Source organism: Labrys sp. 22185, assembly GCF_052045555.1.
Taxonomy (GTDB): Bacteria; Pseudomonadota; Alphaproteobacteria; order Rhizobiales; family Labraceae; genus Labrys; species Labrys neptuniae.
Map to the genome: position 1 here is coordinate 1 of NZ_JBQEPH010000037.1, position 23,301 is coordinate 23,301.

Genomic DNA, 23,301 nt, shown 5'->3' on the forward strand with positions numbered 1-23,301 from the left:
TGTCATGGCCAAGAAGCTCCTTCCCGATGCGTTGTGGACCGAAATCGCTCCGTTGTTTGCGCTTGATCTGCCGCGTCCGAAAGGCGGTCGCCCGCCGGTGGGCTCGCGTGAGGCGCTGATCGGCATCTTGTTCGTCCTGCACGGCGATCGCCTGGGAGCGCCTGCCCTTCGAGGTCGCGGGACACTCGGGCATGATATGCTGGTGGTGTCTGCGTGCTGGCAGGAAAGCGGTCTATGGGACCGCCTCCATCGGCACATGCTCGACCGGCTCAGCCTGGCCGGCCAGATCGACGGGTCACGCGCCTCGGTAGACGCCTCATCCGCGCCCGCCAAAAAGGGGTGACGCGGTCGGCCCCAACCCAACCGACAGGGGCAAGCCAGGCACCAAGCGCCACATCGTCGTGGATCGGGGTGGCTGCAGCTTGGCAACGTGCCTCAGACTCTCTTGACTATGCTGTATCGTTCGACGGACCGCCGCTGTCGTCGTGGCGCTCCCCGTGGTGAACCTGGCCTATAGCGCATCCTTCCATCCTGAAGAAAAGACTGCACCATCAAATGCCGGTATCAAGCACCTAATCAAAGAGATTTAGCATAAGTAGTTAAGATCTTTAGAGATAACTAATAAATGTATTCTATTTTACATAAACGTTATAATTTTTGTAAAAAATTTATCGGATAATATTAAGTACCTTATGAATTCGTGCGATTCATGGACTGTTTTATCGCTCGCAGGCACGGGCCGAGAACTCTGGTTTTGATTTAAGGCGCAAATTTGAAGGGATCGGTGGACGAATGAATTGGGTATAACGGAACAGGAATAGGCGCCGATCGGTTTGCTTTTGCCTGCTGAACAGACTCAGGATGTCGTCCTGCTCAGGTGGGGTGCACTCCATCAGGACAATCGGTGCTTTTCGAAGGCACGATGCGGACGGCGTGCCGAGGCGCACAGGGGCGACGTTTGTCTGATGAATACACCAACGGCTTGCCAATATCAGAAACGGAATGCCGCCCAATTCCATAAGTATACGCACTAAAGGAGAATAGTCGTTGACCCAACTTGCCTCTGCCCTAACGTTAAAGTCAACCGTGCGCGGAGCAGCGCTGATGGTTGCTGCCTGTTCGGCCTACGCCGCCGTCAATGTTGCCACTCAATGGGCGGGAACGCGCACTGGCATCCCATCGGTCATCATCGCCTTTTGGCAATATGTGATCGCTCTTGTTTTTACCTTGCCTCTGCTTGTTCGCGAAGGCGCGGGAGCGTTGGGCACCGGGCATTTTGGCCTTCACGTCATTCGTGTCGCACTTGCCGCCGCCGGCGTACAGGTCTGGATTCTCGCGCTGACCCATGTGCCGATCTGGCAAGTGGTTGCCTTGTCCATGACATCACCCTTCTTCGTCATCATGTGCGCGCGGCTTTTTCTACGCGAAGAGGTCACGCCAACCCGCCTGACGACAACATTCATCGGTTTTATCGGGGCGCTGATCATCGTAGCGCCGTGGTCGGATTCCTTTACGGTCTATTCGCTCCTACCGATCCTGGCAGCTGCCCTGTGGGCGGGCTATTCGGTGATGACCAAGTATTTGACCCGTTTCGAAAAACCTGCGGGCATTTCAACCTATATGCTGGTGCTTCTCACGCCTATCAACGCCACGCTTTGGCTGGTATCCGGCATAGGTCTGCCCGCAATCAGCGCCCCGACCATCGAAGTCTGGTCCATAGTGACCGTCATCGGGGCTTTCACGGCCTTGGCGCAATATTTTCAAACTGCCGCCTATGCCGTGGCGGATGCAGTCTATCTACAACCGTTCGATGATCTGAGGCTGCCGATCAATGTGATTTTCGCCTGGATCGTGTATGCAACTACGCCCAGCGTCAATTTCTGGCCGGGAGCTGGCCTGATCATTTGCGCGTCTGTCTATCTGATGCGGCGGGATAGCGGTACATCGCCGCGCATTGTCGATTGATTCCGCGAAGTTGCCAACAAGGCAGTGCATAGCGCCGCTAGCTCAATACGTGAAGCAGCCCCTTAATTCATCATGATGCGCGGAGCAGCGGTGCCTTCGATGGTGGTGATCGAGTGCACCGCCGGCCGTCCTTTGGACATGCAGCTTGCTGGCACCGCCGTTTAGCCCCCCGCTCGTCAGTAGCCGACGGTGAAGCGCGCCCGGGTGTGGGCGGGCTTTTCGATCTCGTCGGCCAAAGCGATGGCATAGTCTTCGAAGGAGATGCTGCTGCCCTTGTCGTTGGTCAGTCAGGAGCTGGAGAAGGCCGGCCGCCATACGATATGGTGATGATGTTCAAGATCATCGTGCTGCAGGCGCTGTACAGCCCGTCGGACGATCAGGCCGAGTTCCAGATCCAGGACCGTCTTTCCTTTATGCGTTTCCTGGGACTAGGGCTGGGCGACAAGGTCGGGACGCTTGTCGTGTCGGGCACGGTGCGACTCTTTGATGTTGGGAGCGAGGTGGCTCTATTTGCATGTGGCGTTGGCGGTTTGCCTTTCATCATGGCCTGCCAGCATTGGACGGCATCCCATGCCCCCCGGATCAGGATTTTTCTCAGCAGGCCGAAGCCGACGCGGAAGATGGATTGCACTTTGCGCTTGTGGGTCTTGATGATGATCGGCCGGTGCCTTGTCCTCCATTCTCCGATCGCATGGGCAAAGCTGAAGGCGACGGCCAGCACAGCGATGAGCTTGGCGATCTGTTCCGGGTCGGTGATGTGGGTGTCCTCGAGGTTGAGCCCGTGCGTCTTGCCGCGAACAATGTTTCGATGTCCCAGCGCCGGCCATAATTGGCCATGGCGATCTTGGGATCGGTGTTGGTTGCCACGACCAGTAGCTCCTTGCTGACCAACCGTGTCGCCGCGAGCTTGACGGGCGGCCCGAGTGCGGATTCCGATCCAATCCGGACGGGGATTCCGACGTGAAGTCGGACGCCGTTCCGATTTGAAGCCGGACACGATTCCGAACTGAAGCCGGACAGAGATTCCGAGGAATATCCGGTCGGTTTTTCCCGGAGAGACGTTTTCGCCAGTGTCAGTCCCTCGGGCATGAAGCCCCTCGTAATCCACGAGGAATGGCCGATGCCCGCCAAGAGAGAACTGACGATGCGACAGATCCGACAAATGCTTCGGCTTGCCCATGACGGGGTAAGCATTCGGGCAATAGGGCAGACGCTAGGAGCGGCGCGCAGCACGATCCAGGGCGGTCTCCAGCGGTCGAAGGCGATCGGCCTGACGTGGCCTTTGCCAGCCGATTTGACCGATGCCGCGCTGGAGGAGCGGCTCTATGCGCGGGCAGGCCAGCCGCCCGGTTTCCGCCGGCGTCCTGAACCGGATTGGGCCGCTTTGGCTTTCGAGTTGAAGCGGCCGGGCGTCAATCTGATGGTGCTGTGGGAGGAGTATCGCGAGGTTCATCCCGATGGGTACGGTTACAGTCGCTTCTGTGATCTGTTCCGAGAGTTCGAACGACGCCTGTCACCGACCATGCGCCAGCACCACGTGGCCGGCAATAAGGTGTTCGTCGATTATTCCGGCAAGAAGCTGGGCATCGTCAATCGCGATACGGGTGAAGTGCGCGATGCCGAACTGTTCGTCGCGGTACTTGGCGCCTCAAGCTACACCTTCGCCGAAGCCTGCTGGTCGCAGGCGTTGCCCGATTGGATCGGCAACCATGTCCGTCTGTTCCGCTTCTTTGGCGGCGTGCCCCGCCTGGTGGTCTGCGACAATCTGAAGTCCGGCGTCAACAAGGCCAGCTTCTACGATCCCGAGCTCAACCGTTCCTATGGCGTGATGGCATCCCATTACGGCGTCGGCGTGCTGCCGGCGCGGCCCTACAAGGCTCGCGATAAAGCGAAGGTGGAAGCTGGCGTCCGTCTTGCCCAGACCTATATCCTGGGCCGGCTGCGCAAACTGACCTTCTTCTCCCTGACCGAGGCGAATGCCGCCATCGTCGAGGCATTGGAGCGCTTGAACACCCATGTCATGCGCAGGCTCGGCGTCAGCCGCAAGCATTTGTTCGATACGCTCGAACGCCAGACCCTGGCGCCTTTGCCGGCGGAAGACTTCCAGTTCGCCGAGTGGCGGCTGGCGCGCGTGTCGATCGATTATCATGTCGAGTTCGACGGCTTCTTCTATTCGGTTCCCCACGGACTGATCCGCAAACAGGTCGATATCCGCGCCACCGCCCGGACGATCGAGATCTTCTACCTGGGCCAGCGCGTCGGTGCTCATCAACGACGCTATGGCGGCCAGCGGCATGGCACCGATCCCGATCACATGCCCAGTTCCCATCGGCGCTATGCCGACTGGACGCCGGATCGCTTCCGACGCTGGGGTCGTTCGATCGGCCCCCAAACCGAGGGGCTCATCATCGCCATTCTCGCCAACAAGCCCCATCCTGAGCAGGGTTTTCGCTCATGTTTGGGGGTACTGCGGCTGTTCAAGGACATTAATCCGGATCGTGCCGAAGCCATCTCCGGGCGAGCCATCGCCATCGGAGCGCTCAGCTACAAAGCCATCGCCCCTCTCTTGCATAGCAAGCCGACAAGCAAGTCCAGCGCTGAAGAGGCCGTGATCGTTCACGCCAATCTGCGCGGTCCTGGCTACTTCCACTGACAATCCCTCGCCACAAAAGGACAGATCATGCTCACCCACCCCACTCTCGATCTGCTGCATCGCCTCGGCCTGCAAGGCATGGCCAAAGGCTTCCAGAACCTGCAGGCTCAGCCAGAAGCTCGCAATCTCGACCATGGCGAATGGCTCGGCCTGTTGCTCGAGCAGGAACTGACCCAGCGCCAGCAAATGCGCTTCGAGCGCCGGGCACGGGCTGCAAAGCTGCGCCATACCGCCACGATCGAGGATGTCGATTACCGTGCCGTGCGCGGACTGGATCGATCGCTCTTTCTCAAGCTCGCGACCGGTGATTGGATCCGGGCCCGGCATAATTTACTGATTACCGGCCCATGTGGCGTCGGCAAAAGTTGGCTCGCTTCAGCCTTGGGCCATCGCGCCTGCAGAGACGATCTGGCCGTTGCCTATCATCGCGTGCCGCGCCTGTTCACGGCCTTGGCTGCGGCGCGCCAAGATGGGGGCTATGCCAGGATGTTGCGCTCACTCGCACGCCTGGACCTGCTCATTCTCGATGACTGGGGACCAGAACCACTGGATGCCGACCAGCGCCGTGATCTGCTCGAGATCGTCGAGGACCGCTATGAAGCTCGCTCCATCATCGTCACCAGTCAGATGCCCGTCGACCACTGGTACGAATTGATCGGCAGCCCAACCATCGCAGACGCCATCCTCGATCGCCTAGTGCACAATGCTTATCGCATCGAACTCACAGGCGAGAGCCTGCGAAAAGCCCGGCGAGCCGATCTCGATCAGCCCGCCTCTTGACCACGCGCTCTTCCACAAACATCATCCACACGACACTGCCGAAATGACGTCACCGCTGTCCGGCTTCAGATTGGAATAGGTGTCCGACTTCGTCGGAATCCGCAGCCCGAGCGCACTGCCGCGCAACCCGAGGCGGCAAGTATCGCGTACATAGCGGCGCCCTCGATGGCGAGCTTTCTGAACAGGGAAGCAACCGGGCAGCGGCGGCCATCGGCCAAGCGGATCTGGAAGGCATCCTTGATGCGCAGGATGAACGGGATGTCGTTCTCGGCCAGGAACGTCATCCAGGCCACCCGTGCCTGTCCCTGGCATTCACATGGGCGAGCACGGGTCAACCCGATTGTGTACGGCTTACGGCTTCATGGATTATCTCCTCGTGTTGTTACGGATCCGAGGTTGAGCCTGTTCCCAATACGAGCATTTCTGGCTCGGTTGAAACTCACATACGGTCGCCGCGCCGGGGCGGCTGCACCCTTATCCCGCATACGGCGGCTAGGCTCAGGAGGACGTGTCCATTCTTGGGAGCGGTCATTGAGACCATATGCCAGGCCGGTTCGTCCACCTGGATCCGCCGGGGCTGATCAGGCCCCGTCAGATGGTGAAAGAGGTTTATTTGGCTTCAGATCAGGCCGGCTTTATGATGGCGCCTTCCATCACCACGCCGGCGGTCGCATACTGCCACAGTGCGATTAGCAGTTTACGTGCCAAGGCGACGATAAGCGGCTTACGCAGCCGCCCACCGTTGCGCTCGACCCGCTGTTTGAACCATTGGCTGAGGGCCGAGTCTGGTTGGTGTCGCAGCCACAGCCAAGCCATCTGCACCAACGTTCCCCTCAGCCGCGGATTGCCTGCTTTTGAGACGCCTTGCTCATGATTGACAGAACCACTCTGCCAGGGCGTTGGCGCCAACCCGGCATAGGCGGCAAGCTGCCTTCGATTGTCGAAATGGCGATAAAGACCTTCAGACCAGAGTACGTTGGCGAACTCAGCGCCCACCCCCTTCAACTGCAGCAGTCTCACCACAGGCGCCGGGTCGTTCGCCTTGGCCCGATCCAACAGCAGATCATCGCGCGCCGCCTCGACCTTTTGCAACTGCTCCAGGATCAGCTCAAGCCGGTCGAGTTCACGCATAACCTGTGCCTTCAGGTGGAAAGATAAGGCGCGACCATCACCCGTTTGCAGATCCTCAAGCCTGGCGCGTCGGTCGCGACGCAGCGGCTCATAGTCACCGACGCCCTGGGCGAACAGCAGTCCCTTGATCCGGTTGACGTGCTCCACCCGCTCGGCGATCAGCGTCTTGCGCTCCCGGCAGATTCGGCGACGATCCTCTTCCTCGGGGCTCGACGGCCTGATCATGGAGCAGACCCGCGGCTCGCCGCGCTTGTGGGCCAGTAAGGTCCGTACCAGGGTCTCGCCGTCGATCTTATCGGTCTTCGTCCGCCGGCGCCGCCGTGACACCAGGATCGAGGCGGCGTCAACCACGTGGCTTTCGATCGCCTCGCTCTGAAGCACCCGATGGATCCAGAAACCATCTAGTCCAGCCTCCTGGATAACAATAATCCGGAGGCGCTCGCCGGTTCGTGCCTGAGCCTTTTCCTTGAGCGTCGAAAACAGCTCCAGGAGTCCCGCAACGTCTCCGCCTCGCAGACAATGCTTGGACATCTTCTCCCCGCCACCTGGCGACAGCGATGTGATCAGCCAACTTGATTGAGACAGTTCCATCGAAACAAAGATCGCGCCAAGATTGATGCGGATAGCGGCCTGTTCCGGCCGATTTGCAACCTGTTGCATTATCGCCTCCAGACTGGGTGGTTTAGCAATGCCATTCTGCCTGACGGCAGGTCGCTATCCACCAGCCCATAGGATCTTGGGGCAATGCCGGTTACGACAGGAATTGTAGGCATGGCGGATCCGGCCACAATCGGTGCAGGCGTCGATGTGACCGCCCAAGCCGATCAACGGAATCACGCAGGTTCTCCAACCGGCGCACGCTCTCCTTGCCTTCGATGGGGACGCGCGTTGGTTTGATTTTCCTCTTGAGTTGCGCAGTCCCTTTGAATTTTGCCCGATTCCAGAATTTGACCGCTGCTAAACCCAACGGAAGACCCTCTTGCGCCACAGCAAGGCTCGAATGCATCAAGATGCCGCAAACTGCGTGGTGGCGAAGCCGCCCAGTTGTATCGCGCCCACTGTTCACGCTTTTGGTGAAGCCGATCGTGTGCGGGTCTCGACGCTGGAAGGTGAACTCGATTGTGTCCTGCAAAAGCAGGATTGGACCTTCGCTCTCATTATAGCGGCTGCGTGTTGCCGCGAAATGTCCATTGAGAATATCGCCTTCCTCGACCCGCGGGTTTGAGAAGGACCGGTAGGCAGCTTGGTGTTCGTCCAATCCTGGCAAGCGAAGGGAATACTCCCGCCCATTCCTTCACTCAACCGACGAAGAAGGTCACAAAACTGCCGGCCGAGCCTGGCATCTATGAAGGCCTCGATATCAACCTCTTGCCGGGGCTAATGCTCCAGACTTCCGGCTTGTTCGACCTTCTGCACCGACATCTTGCACCACTTTCGACGTTCCAGGTGCTCGACACAGAATCATAGCCGATTCTTTCGATTCAAGATTTTCTGTTCCAACTCCCTAAAATGAGCCAGCTACTTGTGGGTAATCGCATGCTTCGCCGGATGCTTACGCTCTCGTCGGATCCTCGACAAACCACGGCGGATCGTCTCGGCCGCCGCGGGGAGCAGCAACCTTATGTATGGGATGTATTGAGGACTGCTTTGCAGGGCCAAGCTGCCACCGCAGAGGAAAGGCATTTAGGGGTGAATAGAGCTGGCAAGCAGTTCGAACTCTGAGACAGCCACCGGCGACTGGCCAGTGAACTCGAGCTTGTAGCTGGTGTAACTTGCCGGCGTTTGCACCTGGAACGGGCGGATCTGGCGTCTCCAGGTGAAGGCCGGGCTGTCCGCCGAGAAAATGCGGGTGTCAAGTGTCGTCCAGTTGGCGCCGTCGTTCGATCCCTTGAGCGTCCATCCCGTAGGATCCTGTACGCCGTTACTGGAGGTGACCGTATACATCTTGACTACGCGTCCCACCTGCCTCGTCGATGCCTGGATCCAGCCTGCGCTCGCGGAACTCCATTCGGTCAGAGAATTCCGGTCCGAAAGGTTGGCGATGTTTCCAGTGCTGCTCGCGGTCAGCGTGAAGGCGTTACCCGGCAGGATCGACTGCAGGGGCGCTGGCTTGGCGTTGCCCGCCGTGAGCGAGGTGGGCAAATCGGTCGCTGCCGTGCCCCAGTTTGCAGAGGGGTTGGGACCCATCTGGAATTCCAGCGTCGCCCCCGCAGCGATCTCAGCATGGGTGAGATAACTGCGGGTGATGGCCCGCCCGTTCAGCTTGAGCCCCTGCACGTAGCGATTGGTACTGCTGACGCCCGGCGCCAGAATCTCGATGGCCTTGCGCTCTCCGGCCGGGGTGGTGATTGTGACGGTCATTTTCGGGAAATAGGGAGCGCCTATCGCGTATTCGGGCCGGCCGACACTGACGGGGTAAAAGCCCATAGCGCTGAAGACATACCAGGCCGATTGCTCGCCATTATCCTCATCGCCGATATAGCCACTGCCGTCGGCGAGGCCATTGCGGTCGAAACCATTAGTATAGAGCTTGTCCATGACATCGCGCAGATATTTCTGCCCCGATGCCGGGCTTCCCGCATAATTGTACATGTAGATCGAATGATGCACGGGCTGGTTCGAATGCTGGTACTGTCCGACAGTCGCCAGATCGTGCGACGCCCTGGCTTCCTTGATCTCATGGATTATGGATCCATAGCTACCCGCGACGGTGTAGTCCACTTGCGGGACCGTAGTGAAGAAGGCGTCTAACCGTTCCTTGAGCTTGGCGCGGCCGCCATAAAGATTAGCGAGCCCCTGCCCGTCTTGCGGGGCGAGGAAGGCATAGGACCAGGCATTACCCTCAGTATATGCGTACCCCCAGATAGTCGGCGAGGCGGCACCGGAGCCGAACGCTCCCAATGCGGATTTCTGCCGGAAGAAGCCGCCAGCCCAACTCCCCGTACCCGCGCCATCGAACATGTTCGCATAGCTTATGGCGCTATTGTAGAGATAGGCAGCATCATCGTCCTTGCCGAGCGCCTTTGCCATCTGGGCGATACCGAAATCATTGAGATTGGCTTCCAGTGACCAGGCGACGGATTCGCTGCCTAGTGTCGAATAGCCATAGAACGGCGTTGTGTTCATGCCTTTCCGGCCCTTGGCACCGTCGCCGCTATACACCGTTGCGTTCTTGAGCATCGATTCGTAGGCTGCTGCAACATCGAAATTGCGCACGCCCTTCAAATAGGCGTCAGCAAAGATCACGTCGGAACTGGTGGCGACCATGCTGTCGCGATAGTCGGGACCTGACCAGCGCGGCACCCAGCCCCCATCCTTGTAGGCGTTGACGAATCCGTCGATCATCTCTCCCGCCTCTTTGGGAATCACGAGGGCGTAGAGGGGCCATGTCGTACGATACGTGTCCCAGAAGCCGTTGTTCACCCAGATCTTGCCTTCCTTCCGGCTGAGGGGATTGGTGTAAGGGCTCATATAGACCGGCTTGCCGCCCTCTATTTCCCACGCGGAATTGGGGTAAAGGAAGGCGCGATACAGGTTGGAGTAGAGAGTAATCTTCTGGGCCTCCGTTGCGCCCTCGACTTGAACGATGTTCAGTTTGTCGTTCCACGCCTCCTTGGCTTCCGCCATCACCATATCAAAGTTCTTCGCGCCGATTTCGGCTTCCAAATTAGCCTTTGCCTGGCTCCTGCTGATGAAAGAGGTGGCGATCTTCATTTCGATGACCTTGCCACCGGTTGGCGTAGCAAATTGTAGCCAGCTTTTGACATTACTAACATCGATGCGCCGCGAGTTCGTAATCGGGGCGCTAAACCGGGCGTAGAAATAAAGCGGTGGCGCATTCTTGTCGTCCTGGAAGTCGGTCATCCCAGAAACGATGCCATTGGCGGCATCGACAACTGTCATATCGCCCTCGCCAACTCCGGCAAAACGATCGAAGAGAATGGTCTGGTGCGTAACGGAATCAGGAATAGTAAAGCGAAACACAGCCGCATGATCGGTGGGCGTGATTTCCGTGCGCAAGCCGTTGTCGAAGATCAAGCTGTAATAGTGGGCATGAGCGGTTTCATTGGCGCGTGAATAGGTCTGTCCCCGGTTCTCCGGATTGAGCTTTCCAAGATCGCTTACGGGCATGATGGACAGGGACTGCCGGTTGCCGATCCAGGGGCTCGGTTCGTGCACGACTGCAAATTCGGTCACGGTAGGAATGATACCGCCGCTATCGGTGGGATAGTCCGTGTTGGTTTTGAACTGATAGAACCAATTCTTGTCACTCCGGTTGACCGGTGTCCAGAAGTTGAAACCGAACGGCACCGCCGTGGCCGGGAAGGTGTTGCCGCGCGTGAAGTTGCCACTAGAATTGGCGCCCCGCATAGTGTTGACATAATCGGCAAGGTCCTGGCGCCGCTGTGCCACCGCTAATTGTGTGGCATCTGCCAGCGGGCGTGAGCTGTCCAGCCTGTCCGTCGGAAACTCAACCTTGCGAGGATCGGAGTTAGCGGTGAGAGTGGCTGTATTAGCTTGAAATTGAGAGGCGACGGGGGCAGAGGGCGATGTTGTAGCGAACGCTGAGCCATTGGTCGAACCTTGATCGTTGCCACCACCGCAAGATGAGAGCAGGATGAGGAAGGATAGTAACGATGTTTTTTTAAGTAAATCTTCTTTATTTGCCAGCGTCATGGCACTGTCCTTCTGAATATCTTCAGCATCATCAGGTGTGGTTTGCTTAAGTGATTTGTATGATGCCGAAGATTAAATTAATTTACCTCAGTATTGCCTAAGGAAATATATATATCAAGCTCATTGAGTTTTAGACGAATTTATTAAATTATAATATACACATAAATGTTTTTAATAATATAATTATGTATCGATATAAATGAGTTTTTAACAGCCCCTTGTTTTCTCCATTGAGGCGCTGCGCTTTGAGCCGATGATAATCGTGTTCTGCTGTAGATAAATCGCAGGAATTGTATGTATAAAATCGAACAATATAGTTTCTTAAATAATATAAATGCCATTGATAGATATTTTTGTATGTCTAGGTATTAAAATATTTATTTATTATTTATTGCAATAAATTATCTATGATAAATTATAATATATATAATTATATTTTTAGTAAAATCTCTACGCTTAGAAGGTGCCCGTCTACACAGCCGTCAATAGCCCGCGAGGTTGTGCTGATAAGGCTCCAATGATCCCGATCCCAGCCTGAATCCGCGCGCCCGCGACAGTGCGGCTAGAATCTCAAGGTTCTTGCGGGGTACGCCTCCGGCGAGGGCCGCCTTGCATGGTGACGGCCTGAGGCGAAGCATGCGGCTTTAAGGCTAGCCTTAAGGTCGGTTGATGCGAGTTGAAGTTCTGGGTGGAATTGAGCGCCGCCGTCGCTGGTCTCGCGACGAGAAGATGCGGATCATAGAAGAGACGCTGGCGCCCGGCGCGGTGGTGGCAGAGATCGCGCGGCGACACGGCATTGCGACGAGTTTGGTGTTCACGTGGCGGCGGCAGGCTCGGGTTGCGAGCGGCCCTTCGACAGTGGTCCACCTTGTTCCGGTGCGGATCGTGCCAGCCGAGGCCCTGGCCGAGAAGGCACCCTCTATGGAATCGCCATCGGGGGGGCCGGTCAGGAAGCGCCGCGGCCTGATCGAGATCAAACTGGGTGACGGCAAAAGTATCCGGGTTGATGAGAATGTCGACGCCGAGGCGTTGGGGCGGGTTCTTGATGTTCTGGGCCGGCGATGATCCCGATCCCAAGCAATGTGAGGGTCTGGATCGCGACGGGCTACACGGACATGCGCCGCGGCATGCAAGGCTTGGCTTTGACAGTGCAGGAGAGCTTGAAGCGCGATCCGCATGCGGGCGATCTCTACATCTTCCGAGGCCGTCGAGGGGACCTGGCCAAGATCTTGTGGCACGACGGCATCGGGCTCTCGCTTTACGCCAAGCGCCTCGACCGCGGAGAGTTCATCTCCTATGGCCTTTGTCAACTGTTTCGAACACAACTTTCCGATCGCCTTTTTTTGGCGGACATAGGAGCTATGGCGGAATCTGGGTGATGACGGTTTGAAGAGGGCGGCGTATCGAGGCGGGTGTCGAGCCTGCCAGAACCTCTCAACGAGAGCGATACGCCATGAATGAGAATAGCAAGATTGTAGAACTGCGTCAGCCCGGCGCGATTGACGATCCACTGACGAGTCTTTTGCGGGACGGAGCGCGGCAGTTGCTCGCGCGGGCGATCGAGGCCGAAGTCGCCGACTTTCTGAGCGATCATGCCGATATGAAGCTGGCAGATGGGCGTGACCGGCTTGTCCGGCATGGCTTTGGGCCGGCACGTTCGATCCAGACGGGGATTGGTCCTGTCGAGGTTCGGCGAGCCAAGGTGCGCGACCGGGCTTTGGCGGCCTCGGGCGAGGATCGCATCACGTTCGCATCGGCGATCTTGCCAAGATGGGCGCGGCGGACGAAGAGCCTGGATGCCCTGCTGCCTGTTTTGTACCTGCGCGGCATCTCGAGCGGCGATTTCCAAGAGGCGCTTGGCGCCTTGCTGGGCAAGGATGCCCCGAACCTGTCGCCGTCGGTGGCTCGGGATCTTGCCAAGGCGCTTCTTTATTACAATCTCGCCGCCGCCCGCCAGCATCCGGTTGCCTCCAAGACGTTGCAACGTGTCACTGTCGCAACGGGCTTCGAGTAGATGTCTCTGCCCAGGCTACCGCCAAGGCCCGGAAGACAGTGCCATAAGCACTCCGACGCCACCTGGACATATTCTAAGACGTCCAGAGGGAGGCTCCTGGGGCACTGGAAAGATCACTTCCCCTGCGATGTTCCCGAGGGGGTTAGCTCTATCATGTCGCCCGGTTGCATTTTAATCGTGTAGACGCCGTTATTAGGAGCTTGAAGTGTGATTTGTTGGGAAACGACCTTATCTCCTAAGTTGGGATTGATCATGATCGTGCCGCCTTTTTCGCTCACGATGATCACGCTCGTATTCACGCCAGCCACCCTCTTGCCTGAGATGAGGAACGCGCCGTCGGTACGGAAGTTGTCGAAGGACAGGTCCTTCCAATTATCAGGGACCGCTGGGAAGACGCGGACGACGCCATTCCAATATTGAAGACTCAATTCCTGCAAGCTCGTCGCTGCAGAAAGCGGCGTCTCGATGACAGGACCTGTTTCCGCATAAAGCGTATTGGGCTTGATATAAACCTGCTGCAGCGTCTTTATCGCCTCAAGGGCGGCATTGCCGTTACCCATCATGGCCTGCATAGAGGCATGGCCTGTGAACGAATATCCTAGCAGTGCTGCCGTCTTGCTTTGCCATGTCTGAACCGAGGTTTGGATGAGACGCCGATTCCCCGGTTGATCCCAGTTCACGAGATAGAATGGGTATATCATGAATAAATGAGAATAATGCCGGTGCGTTTGTGCAAAAGCAATATTCGTCGAAATCCTGTACCCAGTGGCATCCGTTGGATATTCTATCAGATTGTCTTCGATGTCTTTCCAGGTGGATGCCATGGAATCATTCATCTCAAGTTCAATATTGAGTGCGAGAAGCGTTTTCAGGCCCCACCGTAGAATCGAAAGATCATAATTTGTGTTGTAATCGTAGCCGTTTGGATACTCTGGTGAATATGTCTTTACGAAAAACTCAAATTTTCCCTGCGCATTCTTTTTCAGGAGATGAATTTGGTATTGGACACTTTTTTTGAGAATATCGAATAGATTGGAACCAATCGCCTTATCCATAGAATATCTATAATGCTGGTAGTAATAAAATAGAATCCACGTCAGGTTTCCGAGCTCCGCTTGAGATGTATTGTTCCCAAGCTTGCCATCGGTGTCAGGCTCCAAAAGCACAGGGCTTATCATATCGGCGCCGTAGGCGCGCCCAATTCCTCCCGAATCTGATTGATATTGTTGCGGAACATTAAGGGTGAGATTGATTTTATTTCGGTCTATTGCATTGATGAGTGTCTGCGCGATCTCCAGGTGGTTTGCTGTATATAGCGGTGAATAGGTAAGTTCAGTGTTTAGATTAGACCAATACCCTGGCCAGGGAGTGTTGTTGACTGTCCATGGTCCTTGCAAATCGATAGGTGGGCCGTTCTCTCGTGCCGTGCATGCAAACTTATACAGCTGCATATCGTAGAACGACTGCAAAGATGCATCCGGCATTCTGTATGCGGATTTTGTATAATATTGATGCCAATGGGCTTCGTGTGTCTCCACTTTTGCATCCAACCTCGCTACGTCGAAGGCATTCAGCGCTTCTGCGATTTGGCTTGCAGCGCCCATGTTCTGTTTTGAATAAAAAGTACTTGCGATAATCGTGGTCTTGTTGGCCGCCGTTGCGGATTTGTAGCCGAGGCCGTAGCTGCCCCCGGCGGTCATCGGCACCGTATAGATCGAGTTTCCATTCGAGAGGGTGAAAATGGCACTCGGATTGGCGACATAACCCGTCGGGGTGGGAGTCCGTGAACTCTTCGAAGCCTCCATGACCCATGTAAGCTTGACGGTCGGCGCGCCAACCGCCGGTCCTTCGATCTCGATGGCGATCGTGTCTTCGTCTGCGAGGGTTCTGGTTCTGATGGAATATTGCTGTCCTGCCTGGGTCGTGATCGTAGCAGTCGCATTGCCGTCATACAGGTTTATTAACCCCGACGAAGTCGAGATAGCGCTGCCAAAGTCCAGTTCAAAATGCCCGAGCGGCAATCGTGTCGTCAGAAACAAGGGGTCGGGATAAATCATCACGCCCTTCTTGGCGCGATGGTCGAACAGGTCCGTTCGGCCTACATCGATGCGCAACGTCGATGCGTTGTTGCTCGACAGATAGGTCATGGTGCCGAGCAGGCCATTTCCTGTAAAGACACCATTGTAGATGTCCTTCCCGAGGTTCGACAAGGAGAAGGGGGCTGGCGCATAAGGAATAGGGGCGGGCGGCCTGACGATGGTGACTTTTGAAGGGGGCGTAACGGAAGGAGCGCCCGGAGTATCTGCCTGGTCGCTGAAGATCCCTTCGCTCGAATCGCCGGAACTGCTCGAGTCATTGCACGACGCCAAAATTGTGCAGCAGAGTAACGCCATAATAAGATTTGATCTAAACATCTTCCTCTCCCTTGTTTTTTTCTTGTTGATTTGTATCAAAGAAAACAAATCTAGACGTTCAAATGCCTTTGTCCTTGCGCAGAAGCTGGGCAGCATCGGATCGGCTTGCGCGCTCCGGCCTTAAAGGCGACCCGAACTTGTTCTTCGCTAGCGTTGCTTTTGGAAGGGACTCTGCATCCATTCTGGTTTATACAGACAACGTCTCAGCCCCGTCCACCATGAGTATATTTATTCCAAATAGATATACAAGTAAGATATATCACTAAACAATTATAAACATTTACATCTTAAGATATCATATGATATTATTTCTCTGTGTTCGTCATTTATATTTGCGACATCACTTGCGAAATGTGGCTGATGTGATTATTCTTTTGAGGCATATCGGGGTTTTCAATAATTCCCGTCGATGGCGGCAATGGATCCTCGCGGCCACACGCGCGCTTTTGTGCGGGTGGACACGTGATGGTCTTCTCCGAAGGGGGGCTATCCGAGATTTTGCGTTTTTTAGGCCGTACGTTTTTTGGGCCGTTGTCGTGTCGAAGGAGGGTGCGCATGGCCATCAAGAAGGGCGCACTGAATCAACTGTTTGCTGGTCATGATCCTCAGGCCGTTTCGGCGAAGGACGGGCTTGGCGATGAGCTTAAGAAGGCGTTGACGAACCGGTTTCTATCGGCGGAGCTGGACGATGACTTTGGCGACGAACGGCAACAGACAAATGCAGCAAACCCTTACCGAATTGCCCGACAAAGCACAATTCGAGCCAGCGCCAACTGCGCACTAGCGTTTCTTTCCGGTTCGACTGAAGCAGACATCGAATTATTAAGGAGGATGAAGGAATCCTTATGGCAGTTCAAATCATCGCAGCGGCTGCCGGATATTATATGATCTGGCCAATGCCCGAGAGCGCTCGACGTTTTGGCCGTTCACCCGTTATAGCCTGGCAGATCGTACTCGACGATGAAGGTCTGGCCAATTGGTCTGAGCCGGTCGTCGAAGGCGTAATATGTTCGGCAGCCTATGCGATTTTATGCCCCGACGGGACAGTGCAGGAAACGGACAGCGGCATTTATTACGACAAGGTCGAGGCTTGGTTAGATACGCTTCCAAAAGTCACGGTGTGATCGCATATGCGAGCGCACCAAGGTGAGCGTAGCGCCGCCACGGCCGGCCCAGGCTGTACGCGATCACATCCGGTTCTTATGGGTATGCCGTGACCTGGTCAGGCAGGGCGACCAAGGCTGCGTCTGACGGCGCCGAATATAGGCATGGCAAAGGTGCCTAGTGGCGCTGTCGGTCGACGAGAAGAGCCAGATCCGGGCGCTCGACCGCACCCAGCCAGGCTTGCTGATGAAGCCGGAACGCGCCGGCACCATGACCCACGACTATGTCCGCGACGGCACGACGACGCTGTTCGCCGCTCTCAATATCTTCGACGGCAGCGTGATCGGCCGTCACATGCAGTGCCACCGGCATCAGGAGTTCATCCGCTTCCTCAACGTCGTCGAGAAGGACGGGGAGGGCCGTCACATCATCGGCAATCCGCAGGGGACGATCTCGTCGACCCTTTGGGGTCTGCCCGTCGTGACCACGCAGGCGATGGCGGTCGACAAGTTCCTGACCGGTGCGTTCCGGCTCGGCGCCCAGGTGTTCGACCGTTGGGGGGGGCGTGTCGAAGTTGCGACCGAGAACGAAGACGACTTCGTGAAGAACCTCGTCACCATCCTGGCTGACGAGCGCCTGGCGCTTGCCGTGTATTATCGCCCGGAAGCCTTCATCTACGGTGACTTCCGGCGCGTCGCCCGACGCGCCCTTACACAGCGCGATCGGCACAGCACGGTAACACGGTCAGCGTCGGGATGGATTCGCTCCACGACAAGTTCGCGAGGAATGAAGGGCAGGATATGTTTGGTCACGGCAACAATCGGCTCCTTGTTGATGGAGCCATTGGGCATCAACAAGATTCACAGATCGTTGCACCGAAAGTGCGGGAGAGCCCAAATTTGCGGAGTACTCAACGACCAGCGACAAGGGTGTCGCTTGACAAACTCCAACTCGCGAGCTGGCCCTCGATATAGGACGAGCGCTCTTCCCGGCGTGTGTAGACCGCGGGAATCGCCCCAGCTGGCGGATAGCCGTTTCAGCCCGATGGATGTTTATGGCCCGGAGCGCAAGCTGCGGGCTTTTTCATGCATGAATGCAATAGACGCGTCTGTCAGTGGTGCGGCCCTGGGAGATCGCGTTATTTCTTGCCGCTGATGCCGTCTCTGGCATGCACCAATTGCATGATCAGGATATCCAGCTGGTCGGCATCGAAGTCAATGCTTGCCAAGGCTTTGTTGTCTTTGAACGTGACAACGGTTGCCAATGAATGCCTGACATTCATGTGAACCACTATGTAGCTTGATGGCTTCTGAATAAGCGCATCCGATGCCAGATCGGCCAGTGCGGCTATCTTGGAAGCAGGATCTGGCTTTTTGTCTTTCTCCACGGCCCCTCGCGACGTCCAAATTTGCAAGTAGATCTATGGCTGAACGCAAGCATGGGGCAGAACGAATTGTAATCCCTCCTTTTGGGGGGTGATTTGTTTACGGGCTTTACAGGGCATGGGCCTGCATTTCTTTAGTCGCGTACGCAAGGAAAGCCAGCATGGCCAAGCTGACAACCCTGAAGCCGTCGCTTCGCTCGCCGCCTCCGCTCCTCACCACGCCGCCCAAGATCGCAGAGCGCTTCTACCTCACCAAGCAGTGGCGCGATATTTAGTCCCGGAGTGTGATGGCGTACGTTTGTCATCGCCAGAGAGGGACGCGTTATGGGACAGGTTTTACACGGGAGCGCCAAGACCACGCACGCCGTTCGAGCAGAATTACAGCGATCGCAAGCTTCGTCCGCGGAACTGGCGAGGCGCTACGGGCTTAACGAGAAGACCGTAAGGAAGTGGCGATCGCGCGATACGGTCGAGGACGAAGCTATGGGTCCCAAGGAGCGACGCAGTTCCGTCCTGTCGGCAATCGAGGAGGCAGCGATCGTTGCTTTGCGCGTGCAGGCGCGTCTGCCTCTGGACGATGTCTTCGTCGCGCTGAAGGACGTCATTCCGCATCTGACACGCTCGTCGCTATACCGCTGCCTTCAGCGTCATGGCATCTCCCGCCTACCGAAGACGGATCGCGAGAAGCCCAAGCGGTTCAAAGCCTATGAGATCGGCTATTTCCATATCGACATCGCAGAACTGCGCTACGAAGGCGGCAAAGCCCATCTGTTCGTGGCCGTGGACCGCACCTCCAAATTGGTCTTCGCCCGGATCTACCGGAAGGCGACCAAGCTAGTCGCAGCCGGCTTCCTGACGGCCTTGCTCAAGGCCGTTCCCTACAAGATCCATACGGTACTCACCGACAATGGGGTCCAGTTCATCCAGCATGACAGGCGGACCGCGGGCGGCTTGGTTGCCCATGTCTTTGGAAGGGTCTGTGCCGAGAACAACGTCGAGCACAGGCTCACAAAGCCTTATCACCCTTGGACCAATGGGCAGGCCGAGCGAATGGTGCGAACCATCAAAGACGCCACAGTCCGTGCCTTCCACTATGCTTCGATCCAGGACCTGAGACGCCACGTCCGCGACTGGCTGCTCGCCTATAACTACGCCAAACAACTCAGGGCGCTACACTTCAGGACACCGATCGAGGCACTCAAACACATCAGCGCCAAAAACCCGAGCTGTTCGTTCGTCTACCAACCCACGACATGCTGGGACTAAACACCTAGCCTTAAAGCCGCATGCTTCGCCTCAGGCCGTCACCATGCAAGGCGGCCGCCCCCGGATGGATACATCTCGTCTACAACATGAGACGCAGCGTTTGGCTGCACGCAAGAGCGGCCGCCGGATGATCGCAAAGACGGCGGGAAAGCCGTTGCGCGGCGCTCCCATACCTAAATCCGCTCATCCACTCGCGAAAGAATACGCTTATCGGCGCCAAACCCGCCTCTCTGGCGCCCAATCCAATCCGAAAATCGGGTTCTTGGAGGTGTCCACTTATCTGACCTGCCCAGTTTTCCCGAGCCGGCTCTATCCTCAGTAGCATCTAGTCGAGAAGCGTCCAGGTTACCTCGTCTGAATAGGTGTTACCATCCACTCTGCTGCTTACCTTGATATGATTTGGGCCGAGTTTCAGTGCAACGTTTGGCCACATACAGACATTCTTCAACGTGGCTGTTGTCGAATTGCCGAGACCATCCGGAACCATGAACGTCTTGAGCTCGCAACTCGGCTGAAGAGTATCAGAGCCGGCTGTATCGATCTCGAGTTTCAAATTCTTATCGAGGTTACCGAGATTGCTAAAAACCTCGATTGTGAACAGTCCACTGTCTAAGCGGCCCTGCTGCTTAGAGCGTTGAGTATAGTCACGGCTGGAAATATAGAGGAACTTATCATTCGTATTCCAAGCCGATTTATAGAAGTAGAAAGCATCTTTCTTCTTCTTGCGATCGAATGTAACAAGACCCTTGTCGTTGATGTCGATATATCCGCCCTCGGTCCGCATTTCGCTGGCGAAATCAAACATGTTCCAGACCCAGGAACCCCACAACCTGCAATTCGTGCTGCCGACCTTGCCGCATGAAAAGCTCTCAATTGTCGCCCATGCATATTCATGCAAATAGGTCTGATACTCGATCGGATGCCATTGACTGGACTGCTGCCATGATTTGGGAGGATCAACGGAACGATCGAAGCCGATCGGTTGCCGGGCATCGGTATGTTGGTTGACCGCGCCTCCTGCCCCATACTCCGATAGGCCCACCGGCGCGCCTCCCTTCTCGGCTTTGTAGAGACTAAGTAATTTCTTTTCTGCCCAATCACTCCATGACTTGTTAAGCCAGGAATACCAGCCAGGGTAGTAATTATGAGCGATGTCGGTGGTGATGTTTTCGAGATCTCCAGGTCCTCTGGAGGAGGCCAGAACCGTGCCGCGGGTCGAATCTTCGGCCTTTGCGGTGAGTTGCAGTTCCTTTACCAAAGCGATATCCGCGTCTGAGCAAGTGGGTATCTTCCTGATCTCATTGCTCAGTCCCCACCACATCACGGATGGATGATTGAAATTCTGTCGGATCAATTCCCTGAGCTGCGTTTGCGCATTATATGCTACGCGAGGATCAGTGATCGGATTAGCGCTGACACAGCTAGTATCAACGAACGGAATTTCCGACCACACCGCCATGCCATAGGTATCGGCCAGTTCATACCATCGTGCTCCATGCTGATAATGGGCGAAGCGGATGGTATTAGCGCCCATTTCCCTAATTAGCACCATATCCTGATCATAGTCGCCCTTGGCGAGTTGCCAGCCCTGATTCAGGCGATCCTGATGGCGGGACACGCCATGAAGATAGATTGGGCGGTCGTTGAGTTGAAAGCCGCTCGCCTTGTCGACCGCGCTCGAGCGCAGGCCCAAGGGCTGGGTTATGCTGTCGATCAGCCGGCCTTTCGCGTCCAGGATGTCGGCCGTGACACGATAGAGATAGGGGGATTTTCTGCCGTCCCAGAGCTTGATACCGATGAGTCGAAAGCCAATCGTATTGACACTTGTACCCAATGGCGCGGTAACGCTGACAGCGGGAGCCTCATCGGCCAAGGTAACGCCCTTGGCCCGGTCGCCGGGGGAGAGCAGGGTCGTCACAAGCTTGCCGTCCATATCCGAGACTTTGATGCGAATTGAGATCTGTTGCTCGTGCGTGCTCTTATTGGCCACTAGTGCCTTAACGGACACGTCGGCCTCGCTTGATCCCGCCTGCGCGATCACCGGCGTTCCCGAAATATAGAGGCCCGGTCCGCCGTAATCTTCGAGATCGAAATAGATCGGTGTTGCCGTGGTGATCAAGCTGACATCTCGGTAAATGCCACCGTTTATTGTAAAGTCGCCCGATAGGGGCAGAACATAGGAAGTCGCATTTTCGACATAACGATCAGGCGCTCCGTTGCCAGTCGCATCCGTTGTTCGCTGGGTGTTGTCTGCTCTGACGGCAAGGAGATTGTCGCCATCCTTGGCAATATCAGTGACATCGAAGCGGAACCGGCCGAAGGAGCCATTATGCCGGCCAAGATATTGGCCATTCAGCCAAACATCGGCAACGCTGGCGACACCGTCGAACTGAATGAAGGTACGCCCGCCGCCCTTCGGGACAGGTCGGGCGAAGTGAAGCCTATACCAGCCGAACCCCTTGTCCTTATTCTCTTCGGGGAAATCGGGCGAGCAAGCTGTGACATTGAGGAATTTTGTATCGTTCCGGCAATAGCGCCCATAACGATTCCAACTATGTGGAACGGTAACGCTCTGCCATTTCGAATCGTCGAGCACATCGGAAGTATACTGGCTCGTGCTCGCCTGGTCCGCAGTAGTGATCAAATTCTTTTCATAGTCCGAGACTGTTCTGTCGAACGTGAAGGCGCCGCTTTTGAGCGCTGCTTCGGTTCGATTCTGGAACCGTGCCTGCAGATTGGTGGACTCCTTGTCGAAAAAGAATTTCCACTCATGATTCGCGCCGAGCAACTGCACCATACGAGCCGTGGAACAGTCCGTCAGATAGGGCCCGTTGTCGCCACCGTCTTTCTGTATCGGCCGATCGGGTTGACAGAAGGTCTCATTGCCCTTGATCAGCTCTATATCCGTCGTCGAAGCGTCTGGCGTAGTTGGCGTGGCGGAGGAATCCGTGCTCTGATTGGTCTTCGAATCGAAGCTCCATGATGCTGGTTGGGATTGATCCCTATTGCACCCCGTCAGCCAGGCTGTTGACACGAAGAGCACCGCGAGCAATCGACTGCTTCGGCAGGAAAAATATCGGATCGGCGACGGCCGTATGTCACGCATACGAGTTCCTTCCTTCGGATTTTTGATCTTTTAGAAGCAATTTGAAAAGTACTTTTTTCAGCTCGCTGATATCCGGGATTACGGCGCTGATATGCACGAGGGCCTCACCAGTCATCGAAGCGCCGTCGGTGGAAGCCGGCAACGCCAGGGATGAATAAAACCCTGCAATGGTCAAATTACAAGCAAAAGGCACATTGGGAAGAAAGAAATGGCACATTTAATTATGTCAACGTCCTTTATAATTTATATTCAATACGGCTAAGCCTACATAATTGGATTTAAGTTTATAAATATTTTTTAACGTAAAAGTAGTTTTATTATGTTATACCAACGGGCAGGATTTCTGACTCACGGGGGATTCCGCAAATCATCCTGATCTGATTCCCTGGGGTGCGGGGGGTATCGCGCATGCCATCAGCGGTGAAGATGAGAACCGATTTGACGCCAGCCGAGCTTCGGCGGCTGGCAGCCAGTTCCAAACACGCCAACCAGAGCCGTCGGCTGTTGTCGCTTGCCGCGGTGATGGAGGGGCGAAGCCGGGAAGAGGCAGCGCGGATTGGCGGCATGGACCGACAGACCCTGCGCGATTGGGTTCATCGCTTCAACGAGCTTGGGCCCGATGGGTTGAAGGATAATTGGTGGAAGGGGCCAGCGCCGCTTCTGACCTCAGATCAGCTCACGGCCCTTTCCCAGATCGTCGAGACTGGGCCGGATCAAGGCGAAGACGGCGTGGTGCGTTGGCGGCGGGTTGACCTCAAGCGGGTGATCGAGGAACGCTTCGGCGTCGTCTATCATGAACGGACCGTG

The 23,301-nt window shown here is 56.1% G+C and carries 16 protein-coding genes and 8 pseudogenes; 13 read left to right on the forward strand and 11 right to left on the reverse strand.

Translation table 11 applies throughout. The features are described from left to right. Nucleotides 1–4: 4 nt before the first annotated feature. Nucleotides 5–425 (forward strand): annotated as a pseudogene (locus tag ACTJKX_RS33490) (transposase); the annotation flags it as partial. Here ACTJKX_RS33490 and ACTJKX_RS33495 read toward each other — a convergent pair. Next, a pseudogene (locus tag ACTJKX_RS33495) lies at nt 389–515 on the reverse strand (IS481 family transposase); the annotation flags it as partial. The pseudogenes ACTJKX_RS33490 and ACTJKX_RS33495 overlap by 37 nt on opposite strands. Nucleotides 516–1,047: 532 nt before the next feature. Here ACTJKX_RS33495 and ACTJKX_RS33500 point away from each other — a divergent pair. Then, on the forward strand, nt 1,048–1,965 hold the full coding sequence (locus ACTJKX_RS33500; RefSeq protein ID WP_440727940.1) for a DMT family transporter: 918 nt from the start codon (nt 1,048–1,050) through the stop codon (nt 1,963–1,965). A 176-nt stretch (nt 1,966–2,141) separates the two neighbouring features. On the opposite strand, the pseudogene ACTJKX_RS33505 reads toward ACTJKX_RS33500, so the two are convergent. Then, nucleotides 2,142–2,252 (reverse strand): annotated as a pseudogene (locus tag ACTJKX_RS33505) (3-beta hydroxysteroid dehydrogenase); the annotation flags it as partial. Between the two features lie 15 nt (nt 2,253–2,267). Here ACTJKX_RS33505 and ACTJKX_RS33510 point away from each other — a divergent pair. Then, nucleotides 2,268–2,414, forward strand: a pseudogene (locus ACTJKX_RS33510) (transposase); the annotation flags it as partial. On the opposite strand, the gene ACTJKX_RS33515 reads toward ACTJKX_RS33510, so the two are convergent. Next, complete coding sequence (locus tag ACTJKX_RS33515) at nt 2,342–3,145, reverse strand: hypothetical protein (RefSeq protein WP_440727962.1); 804 nt, start codon at nt 3,143–3,145, stop codon at nt 2,342–2,344. The pseudogene ACTJKX_RS33510 and the gene ACTJKX_RS33515 sit on opposite strands and share 73 nt — an antisense overlap. Here ACTJKX_RS33515 and istA point away from each other — a divergent pair. Both istA and istB read left to right on the forward strand, forming a co-directional pair. Continuing rightward, a complete protein-coding gene (gene istA, locus ACTJKX_RS33520; RefSeq protein ID WP_440727941.1) occupies nt 3,086–4,618 on the forward strand; it encodes an IS21 family transposase in 1,533 nt (510 codons plus the stop codon). The two genes, ACTJKX_RS33515 and istA, sit on opposite strands and share 60 nt — an antisense overlap. A gap of 27 nt (nt 4,619–4,645) precedes the next feature. Then, nucleotides 4,646–5,398, forward strand: a complete 753-nt coding sequence (istB, locus tag ACTJKX_RS33525) for an IS21-like element helper ATPase IstB (RefSeq protein ID WP_394315636.1) — start codon at nt 4,646–4,648, stop codon at nt 5,396–5,398. Between the two features lie 65 nt (nt 5,399–5,463). Here istB and ACTJKX_RS33530 read toward each other — a convergent pair whose 3' ends face one another. The 5 genes and pseudogenes from ACTJKX_RS33530 to ACTJKX_RS33550 all read right to left on the reverse strand — a co-directional run bounded on the left by ACTJKX_RS33530 (nt 5,464) and on the right by ACTJKX_RS33550 (nt 11,206). After that, nucleotides 5,464–5,682, reverse strand: a complete 219-nt coding sequence (locus ACTJKX_RS33530) for a hypothetical protein (protein WP_440727942.1) — start codon at nt 5,680–5,682, stop codon at nt 5,464–5,466. A gap of 340 nt (nt 5,683–6,022) precedes the next feature. Next, nucleotides 6,023–7,189 carry an IS110 family transposase gene (locus tag ACTJKX_RS33535; RefSeq protein WP_440727943.1) on the reverse strand — a complete coding sequence of 389 codons (1,167 nt, stop codon included), beginning with the start codon at nt 7,187–7,189 and terminating at the stop codon, nt 6,023–6,025. 75 nt (nt 7,190–7,264) lie between these two features. After that, nucleotides 7,265–7,396 (reverse strand): annotated as a pseudogene (locus tag ACTJKX_RS33540) (transposase zinc-binding domain-containing protein); the annotation flags it as partial. A 195-nt stretch (nt 7,397–7,591) separates the two neighbouring features. Then, nucleotides 7,592–7,888 carry a transposase DNA-binding-containing protein gene (locus ACTJKX_RS33545; protein WP_440727960.1) on the reverse strand — a complete coding sequence of 99 codons (297 nt, stop codon included), beginning with the start codon at nt 7,886–7,888 and terminating at the stop codon, nt 7,592–7,594. Between the two features lie 324 nt (nt 7,889–8,212). Further along, entirely contained in the window at nt 8,213–11,206 is a 2,994-nt protein-coding gene (locus ACTJKX_RS33550; protein ID WP_440727944.1) for a GH92 family glycosyl hydrolase, read from the reverse strand. A 669-nt stretch (nt 11,207–11,875) separates the two neighbouring features. Between ACTJKX_RS33550 and tnpA the strand changes: the two genes are divergently transcribed. The 3 genes and pseudogenes from tnpA to ACTJKX_RS33565 all read left to right on the forward strand — a co-directional run. After that, nucleotides 11,876–12,271, forward strand: coding sequence for an IS66-like element accessory protein TnpA (gene tnpA, locus ACTJKX_RS33555; RefSeq protein ID WP_440727945.1), 396 nt, complete (start codon nt 11,876–11,878; stop codon nt 12,269–12,271). Further along, nucleotides 12,268–12,585, forward strand: a complete 318-nt coding sequence (gene tnpB / locus ACTJKX_RS33560; protein WP_440727946.1) for an IS66 family insertion sequence element accessory protein TnpB — start codon at nt 12,268–12,270, stop codon at nt 12,583–12,585. Before tnpA ends, tnpB begins: the two co-directional genes overlap by 4 nt. 74 nt (nt 12,586–12,659) lie before the next feature. Continuing rightward, nucleotides 12,660–13,109, forward strand: a pseudogene (locus tag ACTJKX_RS33565) (transposase); the annotation flags it as partial. A 224-nt stretch (nt 13,110–13,333) separates the two neighbouring features. Here the strand turns inward: ACTJKX_RS33565 and ACTJKX_RS33570 are convergent. Next, nucleotides 13,334–15,730 (reverse strand): glycosyl hydrolase family 95 catalytic domain-containing protein, encoded by a 2,397-nt coding sequence (locus tag ACTJKX_RS33570; RefSeq protein WP_440727947.1) that lies wholly within the window; start codon nt 15,728–15,730, stop codon nt 13,334–13,336. Nucleotides 15,731–16,189: 459 nt separating this feature from the next. Between ACTJKX_RS33570 and ACTJKX_RS33575 the strand changes: the two genes are divergently transcribed. The 3 genes and pseudogenes from ACTJKX_RS33575 to ACTJKX_RS33585 form a co-directional block, all read left to right on the forward strand. Beyond that, nucleotides 16,190–16,522, forward strand: coding sequence for a hypothetical protein (locus ACTJKX_RS33575; RefSeq protein WP_440727948.1), 333 nt, complete (start codon nt 16,190–16,192; stop codon nt 16,520–16,522). After that, nucleotides 16,519–16,758, forward strand: a complete 240-nt coding sequence (locus ACTJKX_RS33580) for a hypothetical protein (protein ID WP_440727949.1) — start codon at nt 16,519–16,521, stop codon at nt 16,756–16,758. The genes ACTJKX_RS33575 and ACTJKX_RS33580 overlap by 4 nt, the downstream gene beginning before the upstream one ends. 160 nt (nt 16,759–16,918) lie before the next feature. Continuing rightward, nucleotides 16,919–17,419: pseudogene (locus tag ACTJKX_RS33585) on the forward strand (phage major capsid protein); the annotation flags it as partial. A 457-nt stretch (nt 17,420–17,876) separates the two neighbouring features. Here the strand turns inward: ACTJKX_RS33585 and ACTJKX_RS33590 are convergent. After that, the gene (locus ACTJKX_RS33590) at nt 17,877–18,125 is read right to left on the reverse strand and encodes a hypothetical protein (RefSeq protein WP_440727950.1); all 249 of its coding nucleotides are present in this window, start codon (nt 18,123–18,125) and stop codon (nt 17,877–17,879) included. Nucleotides 18,126–18,446: 321 nt separating this feature from the next. Here ACTJKX_RS33590 and ACTJKX_RS33595 point away from each other — a divergent pair. Further along, nucleotides 18,447–19,396 (forward strand): annotated as a pseudogene (locus tag ACTJKX_RS33595) (IS481 family transposase). A gap of 317 nt (nt 19,397–19,713) precedes the next feature. Here ACTJKX_RS33595 and ACTJKX_RS33600 read toward each other — a convergent pair. Beyond that, nucleotides 19,714–22,494, reverse strand: coding sequence for a glycoside hydrolase family 2 protein (locus ACTJKX_RS33600; protein WP_440727951.1), 2,781 nt, complete (start codon nt 22,492–22,494; stop codon nt 19,714–19,716). A gap of 408 nt (nt 22,495–22,902) precedes the next feature. Here ACTJKX_RS33600 and ACTJKX_RS33605 point away from each other — a divergent pair. After that, the coding region (locus ACTJKX_RS33605; protein ID WP_440727952.1) for a helix-turn-helix domain-containing protein at nt 22,903–23,301 on the forward strand (399 nt) is incomplete at its 3' end.

Bases quoted from the DNA above. Each gene is read 5' to 3' on its own strand.
- istA (WP_440727941.1), top strand. From the start codon at position 3,086: ATGCCCGCCAAGAGAGAACTGACGATGCGACAGATCCGACAAATGCTT.
- ACTJKX_RS33515 (WP_440727962.1), bottom strand. From the start codon at position 3,145: ATGGGCAAGCCGAAGCATTTGTCGGATCTGTCGCATCGTCAGTTCTCT.
- istB (WP_394315636.1), top strand. From the start codon at position 4,646: ATGCTCACCCACCCCACTCTCGATCTGCTGCATCGCCTCGGCCTGCAA.
- ACTJKX_RS33530 (WP_440727942.1), bottom strand. From the start codon at position 5,682: ATGACGTTCCTGGCCGAGAACGACATCCCGTTCATCCTGCGCATCAAG.
- ACTJKX_RS33535 (WP_440727943.1), bottom strand. From the start codon at position 7,189: ATGCAACAGGTTGCAAATCGGCCGGAACAGGCCGCTATCCGCATCAAT.
- ACTJKX_RS33550 (WP_440727944.1), bottom strand. From the start codon at position 11,206: ATGACGCTGGCAAATAAAGAAGATTTACTTAAAAAAACATCGTTACTA.
- tnpA (WP_440727945.1), top strand. From the start codon at position 11,876: ATGCGAGTTGAAGTTCTGGGTGGAATTGAGCGCCGCCGTCGCTGGTCT.
- tnpB (WP_440727946.1), top strand. From the start codon at position 12,268: ATGATCCCGATCCCAAGCAATGTGAGGGTCTGGATCGCGACGGGCTAC.
- ACTJKX_RS33570 (WP_440727947.1), bottom strand. From the start codon at position 15,730: ATGCTGCCCAGCTTCTGCGCAAGGACAAAGGCATTTGAACGTCTAGAT.
- ACTJKX_RS33575 (WP_440727948.1), top strand. From the start codon at position 16,190: ATGGCCATCAAGAAGGGCGCACTGAATCAACTGTTTGCTGGTCATGAT.
- ACTJKX_RS33580 (WP_440727949.1), top strand. From the start codon at position 16,519: ATGATCTGGCCAATGCCCGAGAGCGCTCGACGTTTTGGCCGTTCACCC.
- ACTJKX_RS33600 (WP_440727951.1), bottom strand. From the start codon at position 22,494: ATGCGTGACATACGGCCGTCGCCGATCCGATATTTTTCCTGCCGAAGC.